This window comes from Dietzia sp. E1 (assembly GCF_014145015.1).
GTDB classification, from domain to species: Bacteria; Actinomycetota; Actinomycetes; order Mycobacteriales; family Mycobacteriaceae; genus Dietzia; species Dietzia cinnamea_A.
Genome location: NZ_JAALDU010000173.1, coordinates 1 through 6,302 on the forward strand (window position 1 = coordinate 1; position 6,302 = coordinate 6,302).

Sequence of the window (6,302 nt, forward strand, 5' to 3'; positions counted from 1 at the left end):
GAGGTCCCAGGGGTCGTCGTGGCGGGCGAACACGCCGCACGAGCACACGACGACGTCCGTGCCGGTGGCGGTGACCCGCGGGATCAGGTCGTCGGCGGCGTCGACCGTGCTGGCCTCGACCACCACGTCGGCCGCGTCGATGGCCGCCGCGGTCTCGCTCTCGGAGCTGCCGGAACGCAGTACGGCCCCGAGCTCCGCGCCCGGGACCCGCCCCTGCTCCAACGCCTCGATGACGGCCCCGCCGATCGCGCCGGCGCCGACCACGGCCACCTTCAGTGTCAAGCCAGGATTCGGTTGGGTCGAGGAGGGGACAGGGGGCATGCCCCGACCGTACCCAGCCCGGGGCGGAGCCGCCTCGCTCCAGCCGTTCAGTCGGCCACGCCGTCAGAGGAGCCGGACCTCGTCGCCTTCCCGGATCGTGCCGGGCGAGAGCGCGCGGAGGTAGACGCCGAACTCCGCGCCGTTGTCGCGCGCGAGCGACCGGAGGACGCTGCGGTCGTGGGGCAGATCCGCCTGCGGGAGGGTCACCATCCTGCAGCGGGAGATGCGCATGACGACCTCGCAGGTCACCTCGCCGATCATCAGTCGGCGGCCGACCCAGTCGAACTCGGGATGCCCGTCGCCTCCGGGCTCGTGCGTGACGATGAGGTTCTTGCGGAACCGGCGCGGATCGATCACCGCGTCCGGCACCGCGGCCTGCAGTGACGCCATGGCGGTACTGGTCAGGAGCGACAGCGGCATCGCGTCGAAGTAGGTCCCGCGCGGGGTGGCGTAGTAGCTGAGCTCGGTCAGCAGATCTTCGGGCATTCCCGAGTATGCGGGGAACGGGTCGTCGGGCCCCAGGCCGAGCTGGGTACGCAGGTCGGCCTCGTCGACGGCGCGACGGCGGTAGTGCTCGTGATCGTCGACCGGCCGACGCGGCCATAGGGTGACGCGCCGACCCAGCGCGGCAGAGAGGGCCTCGTGGACGGTGTCGTCATCGCTGCGCATCGACGAGCCGTCCGGGAAGTCGATCTCGATGGTCGGCGTCGCGTCGTCCTGCGGCTCCTCGACGTAGCGGGCGTGGAACTGCAACAGCTCCGCCCACTTCTTGGCGCTGCGGAGCTCGCCGGCGTCCTCATCCCTGATCACCCAGCCCCGGTCGCCGGGCAGGCCCCAGCGCTCGGTCACCGCCGTCTCGTCCACGCGGTCGCCCCGCATGGACTTCACGGGGTAGCGCCACAGCTCCGAGACCGTTCCCACTCGCATGAACGCCACCTTAGTTAGCGCGACTTATCACGGTGACGGATCTGACGTTGTCCGGAGCCACGGGGACTGCCACCCTGGGGATCAGAGTCCCGGCCCGGGGCCTCCGGACGAGGGGTGCCGTACCCGGTGTGCGACAAGACGGCCCGCAGGAGGCTGTCATGGCGTGGGTCGTGCTCGTCTTGTCCGGGGTGCTCGAGGCCGTGTGGGCCACCGCGATGGGCCGTTCGGAGGGGTTCACCCGACTCTGGCCGACGGTGGTGTTCGGCCTCGCCCTGGTCGTGAGCATGGCCGGTCTGGCCTATGCCATGCGCGAGCTGCCCGTGGGCACGGCGTACGCGGTGTGGGTCGGCATCGGTGCCTCGCTGACCGTCGTCTACGCCATGGCCACCGGGGCGGAACCCGCCTCGGCGATGAAGGTGCTGTTCCTGGCCATGATCATCGGCGGTGTGGTCGGGCTCAAGGCCGTCAGTTGACCCATCGGGCATGCCCGAAGAGCGCACGATGTCGTAGTCCGGCCGTACGGTGGGTTGCACGGCACCCGAGCTCGCCGATCCGCCGAGTCCCAGAGCGGGCCGAGTCCACAAGGAAGGTTCTCCTCCTATGACCGCAATCAGCACCGTCGACCGCGGACCACGCGTGGTCGCCCGCAGCGTCACCGTGAACGCACCCGCCGAGGAACTGTTCGCCCTCGTCAACGATCCCCGGAAGCACGGGCTCGTCGACGGCTCCGGAACAGTGCGGGACAACGTCCAGGGGCCGTCGACCCTGCACGCCGGGGCCAAGTTCACCACCGCGATGCGGATGTACGGCGTGCCGTACCGCATCACCTGCACGGTCACCGAATACCGCGACACCTACCAGGAGAAGGTGATCGAGTGGGCGCATCCCGCCGGTCACCGGTGGCGTTGGGAGTTCACCCAGGTCCCGGGCGGGAAGACCGAGGTCGTGGAGAGTTTCGACAACCGGCCGTCCAAGCTCGGCAGGTTCTTCGAGATCGTGGGCGTGTCCAAGCAGAACGCGGCGGGCATCACCGAGACGCTCTCGAAGCTGCGGCCAAGTACGAGACCGCTGGATGACCACGGAACGACCACGGATTGACCACCTACCGAGCGGATCGACGTGGGGCCGCCCGCCGGGGCGTCCGGTGATCTAGGGTGGTCCGCGACACGGGGTGCTGCCCATCCGGGCGGCTGAGATCACACCCGTCGAACCTGATCTGGGTAGTTCCAGCGAAGGAATGTCGATACGGCACCGCTGCCACCGCAACGGTGGTCCCTGTGCCGTCGCCGATCGGCCGCGCCCTGCGCTGCCGAGGAGCGGAGCCGCATCGTCACCCTCGCCGGGAACACCGGGAAGTGAGTGGCAGTGGATTTCGGTAACTTCATGCGGATCGACGAGCAGGTCGTCCTCGTCACCGGCGGCGCCCGCGGGCTCGGCGCGGACATCAGTCGCGCCTTCTCCAGAGAGGGCGCTCTCGTCGTCGTCAACTATCACCGCAGCGAGGCGGCCGCCGCCGACCTCGTCCGTGAGCTCGGCGAGGACCGCGCCGTCGCACTCCGCGCCGACGTCACCGACGACGACGAGGTGCACGCCCTCGTCGACGCCGCCCGTCGCCACTTCGGCGCGCCCGTCACCACGGTCGTCAACAACGCATTGGTCGACTTCGAGTTCAACGGTGACGCCCGCCCGCGACCCGAGACGCTGACCTGGCACGACTTCGACTCGCAACTCCGCGGCGCCGTGAAAGCCACCCTCGCCACGACCCAGGCGACGCTGCCGGGCATGCGGGAGGCCGGTTCCGGACGGATCGTGAACATCGGCACCAATCTGTTCCAGCACCCGGTCGTGCCGTACCACGACTACACCGCCGCCAAGGCCGCCGCGCTGTCGCTGACCCGGACCCTCGCCGCCGATCTGGGGCCGGACGGCATCACGGTGAACATGGTCTCCGGCGGTCTGCTGCGCACCACCGACGCGAGCGCCGCCACGCCTGCGGAGGTGTTCGACCTCATCGCCTCGGGGACGCCGCTGCGCCGCGCGATCACCCCGGCCGAACTCGCCGACGCGGTGCTGTTCTTCGCCTCCCCGTGGGCGCGCGCCGTGACCGGGCAGAACCTCATCGTGGACGGGGGACTGGTCAAGGGGTAGCCGATCCGGGCTCGAGGCTCTCGCGTGCCGACGCCGGGACCCATGACAGTTGTCACCGGTGAAGTCGTGACAGGCGGCTCTTCTGGCCGTCCTCGCAGGTGAGCGAGGGTGGAAGCATGGTTATCCACCGCTCCACCCGCCCCCGGGACCCAGGCCGCGTCGGCGCGGTGATCGACACCGACGCGCCCGCTCCCGCCCTCGAATTCCACGACCTGACCCAGACGTTCACCCGGCCTCGCGCCGAGACGGTCCACGCCCTCCGCGGCATCGACCTGCGGATCGACCCCGGCGAGGTGGTGGCGCTGCTCGGCCCCAACGGTGCCGGCAAGACCACCGCCCTCGACATCGCGCTCGGCCTCACCGAGCCGACCGGCGGGCGGGCCCGAGCGTTCGGCGCCGTCCCCAGACAGGCCGTCGCCGACGGGCGGATCGCCGCCGTCCTCCAGACCGGGGGACTGCTGTCCGACCTCACGGTCGAGGAGACCGTCCGGGCCATCGCGGCCCTGTACCGGGACCCGCTCTCCGTGGGCGAGGTACTCGACCGGGCAGGGATCGCCACGATCGGCCGCCGGAAGGTCTCCCGCTGCTCGGGCGGCGAACAGCAACGACTCCGCTTCGCCCTGGCGCTGCTGCCGGATCCCGACCTGCTCATCCTCGACGAGCCGACCGCCGCGATGGACGTGGGCACGCGCCGTGAGTTCTGGTCCACCATGCACGCCGAGGCCACGTCCGGGTCGACCGTCTTATTCGCCACCCACCACCTGGAGGAAGCCGAGGCGTTCGCCGACCGCATCCTGCTCATGGCCCGCGGCCGGATCGTGGCCGATGGCCCGGTCGAGGCGATCCGTGCGATGGCCACGGGCACCCGCGTCACCGCGGTCTGGACCCCCGGGCCCGGTGAACCCGCACCCCACGACCTGCCCGGGGTCACCGCGGTGGAACGCACACCCACCCGGGTCATCCTCACCAGCACCGACAGCGACGCCACCGCGGGCGCGCTGCTGCGCGGGACCGCCGCCCGTGACCTCACCATCAGCCCGCGGTCGCTGGACGACGCCTTCGTCGCCCTCACCGCCGCACCCGACACCACAGCCCCCGACACCACCGACCCCGACACGACCGACCCCGACCAGGAGGCCGCCCGATGAACGCCACCTACTGGGCCATCGACCTGCGCCGCACTCTGCGCGACATCACCAACATCTTCTTCATCGCCGGACTGCCGCTCATCATGTACCTTGTGTTCGGCAGCGCCCAGTCCTACCGGGACGAGCCCGTCGCACACGGCAACGTGGGCTCGGTCGTCATGATCTCCATGGCCGTCTACGGCGCCGTCACCGCCACCACCTCGATCAGCGGCGGGGCCGCTCTCGAACGCTTCCAGGGCTGGGGACGTCAACTCGGGTTGACCCCGTGGAGCAGCACCGGCTTCGTGATCACCAAGTCCGCCGTGGCCATGACGGTGGCGGCTGTGCCCGTCCTCTCCGTGGGGCTCGTCGGCGCGCTCACGGGGGCTGAAGCCACGCCGCTCGCGTGGGTGCTGGCCCTGGCCGCGGCGTGGATCGGGTCGGCGGTGTTCGCCGGGTACGGACTGACCGCCGGGATGGCGTTCCGCTCCGAATCCGCGTTGGGCGTGGCCGGTGGGAGCCTGGTCCTGTTCGCCCTGGCCGGCAACCTGTTCATCCCGCTGTCGGGGACCGCGCTGGAGCTCGCCCGGTTCACGCCGCTGTACGGGATCAACGCGCTGGCCCGCTTCCCGCTCACCGGCGGGGTGGTGACCGAGTCCGTGACCGACCCGTTGTGGCTTCCGCTGCTCAATGTGACCGCGTGGGCCCTCATACTGGGGACGACGGCAACAGTTCTGGTGCGTCGCCGTCGGGGCCGGGACTAGAGACGGCAGGGGAGGTCGGGTCGATGACGACGGGCAGCAGAACCACCTGGCGCCGGGTCCGGGACGCCCTCACCAGCCCGAATGTCCTGTTCTCCCTGATCTGGCAGGTCTTTCTGATCTACCCGGTCCTCGCCGTCGTCTATTCCGGCGCGCCCACCGCACCCACGGTGCTGGGCCTGGCCTCCGTCGCCGTCTTTTCCGCCGTCTACCTCGCCGGCTTCGCCTCGCCCGCCGTCACCCGCGACTACCCGCTACACCTGCGCAGGACGGCGCGCCCCACCCGAGATGCGTCGACGCTCGCGGCCCGTGGTGAGTCGCCGCTCGCGGCGGATGAGAACTGGCTCGACCCCCCGGCGGAGCCTCCGGCGCCGCTCGGCCTCGGCTACCTGGCCGGGCTCGTGGTGTGCGCGTTCGGCACCCTGCCCGCCGCGGGGATCAACGGCCCGACCAACTTCCTGCCGTTCATCGCCTGCTTCATCGCCGCCGCCTGGCCGCTCCGACGCAGCGTGCCCGCCGCGGTGGCGCTGATCCTCATCGGGTGTGGCGCGGCGCTGTTCGAGAGCAACGTCGCCATGCTCATCCCGTGTTTCCTGGTGATCCCGGTGGTCCTGTCGATGATCGGCACCCGCATCTCCGTGGGCATCAGCGACCGCGAAGGCCACTACCGGCGCGCGCTGGGGGTGGTGGAGGAGCGCGAGCGGATGGCCCGGGACCTCCACGACGTGCTCGGCCATACCCTCACCGCCCTGACCATCCGCGCACAGCTCGCCCGCGCCCGACTCGACTCCGACCCGGACATCACCCGCGCCGAGTTGGAGAACATCGAGATGCTCACCCGCACCGCTCTGGCGGAGATGCGGCAGACCGTGTCCGGGATGCGCGTCGCCGATCCCGCGCGCGAGCTCGCGGACCTCACCGCATCCCTCCGCGCCGCCGGGATGGACGTGCGCGTGGACGGCACCCCGGATCTCGTTCCCGCGGAGTACGCGGTGCTCGTCGCGTGGACGCTACGGGA

7 protein-coding genes, 1 pseudogene and 2 riboswitches are annotated in these 6,302 nt (G+C 70.9%); of the genes and pseudogenes, 6 read left to right on the forward strand and 2 right to left on the reverse strand.

All coding sequences use genetic code 11. The features are described 5' to 3' along the window. Together G6030_RS07125 and G6030_RS07130 are read right to left on the reverse strand one after the other, a co-directional pair. Nucleotides 1-282 (reverse strand): annotated as a pseudogene (locus tag G6030_RS07125) (aspartate dehydrogenase); the annotation flags it as partial. Between the two features lie 102 nt (nt 283-384). Further along, nucleotides 385-1,248, reverse strand: coding sequence for an MOSC N-terminal beta barrel domain-containing protein (locus tag G6030_RS07130; protein WP_182642645.1), 864 nt, complete (start codon nt 1,246-1,248; stop codon nt 385-387). 81 nt (nt 1,249-1,329) lie between these two features. After that, nucleotides 1,330-1,396: riboswitch (guanidine-III (ykkC-III) riboswitch) on the forward strand. A 10-nt stretch (nt 1,397-1,406) separates the two neighbouring features. On the opposite strand from G6030_RS07130, the gene G6030_RS07135 reads away from it, so the two are divergent. From G6030_RS07135 to G6030_RS07160, 6 genes are all read left to right on the forward strand, one after another. Beyond that, on the forward strand, nt 1,407-1,721 hold the full coding sequence (locus tag G6030_RS07135; protein WP_182642646.1) for a multidrug efflux SMR transporter: 315 nt from the start codon (nt 1,407-1,409) through the stop codon (nt 1,719-1,721). Nucleotides 1,722-1,848: 127 nt separating this feature from the next. Then, on the forward strand, nt 1,849-2,346 hold the full coding sequence (locus G6030_RS07140; protein ID WP_182642647.1) for an SRPBCC family protein: 498 nt from the start codon (nt 1,849-1,851) through the stop codon (nt 2,344-2,346). Between the two features lie 59 nt (nt 2,347-2,405). Continuing rightward, nucleotides 2,406-2,503: riboswitch (TPP riboswitch) on the forward strand. Between the two features lie 128 nt (nt 2,504-2,631). Next, the gene (locus G6030_RS07145; protein WP_069390117.1) at nt 2,632-3,396 is read left to right on the forward strand and encodes a 3-oxoacyl-ACP reductase; all 765 of its coding nucleotides are present in this window, start codon (nt 2,632-2,634) and stop codon (nt 3,394-3,396) included. 116 nt (nt 3,397-3,512) lie between these two features. Further along, on the forward strand, nt 3,513-4,544 hold the full coding sequence (locus G6030_RS07150) for an ABC transporter ATP-binding protein (RefSeq protein ID WP_182642648.1): 1,032 nt from the start codon (nt 3,513-3,515) through the stop codon (nt 4,542-4,544). Continuing rightward, on the forward strand, nt 4,541-5,287 hold the full coding sequence (locus G6030_RS07155; RefSeq protein WP_067716973.1) for an ABC transporter: 747 nt from the start codon (nt 4,541-4,543) through the stop codon (nt 5,285-5,287). The genes G6030_RS07150 and G6030_RS07155 overlap by 4 nt, the downstream gene beginning before the upstream one ends. 23 nt (nt 5,288-5,310) lie before the next feature. Continuing rightward, a partial coding sequence (locus G6030_RS07160) for a histidine kinase (protein ID WP_182642649.1) occupies nt 5,311-6,302 on the forward strand: 992 nt, incomplete at its 3' end.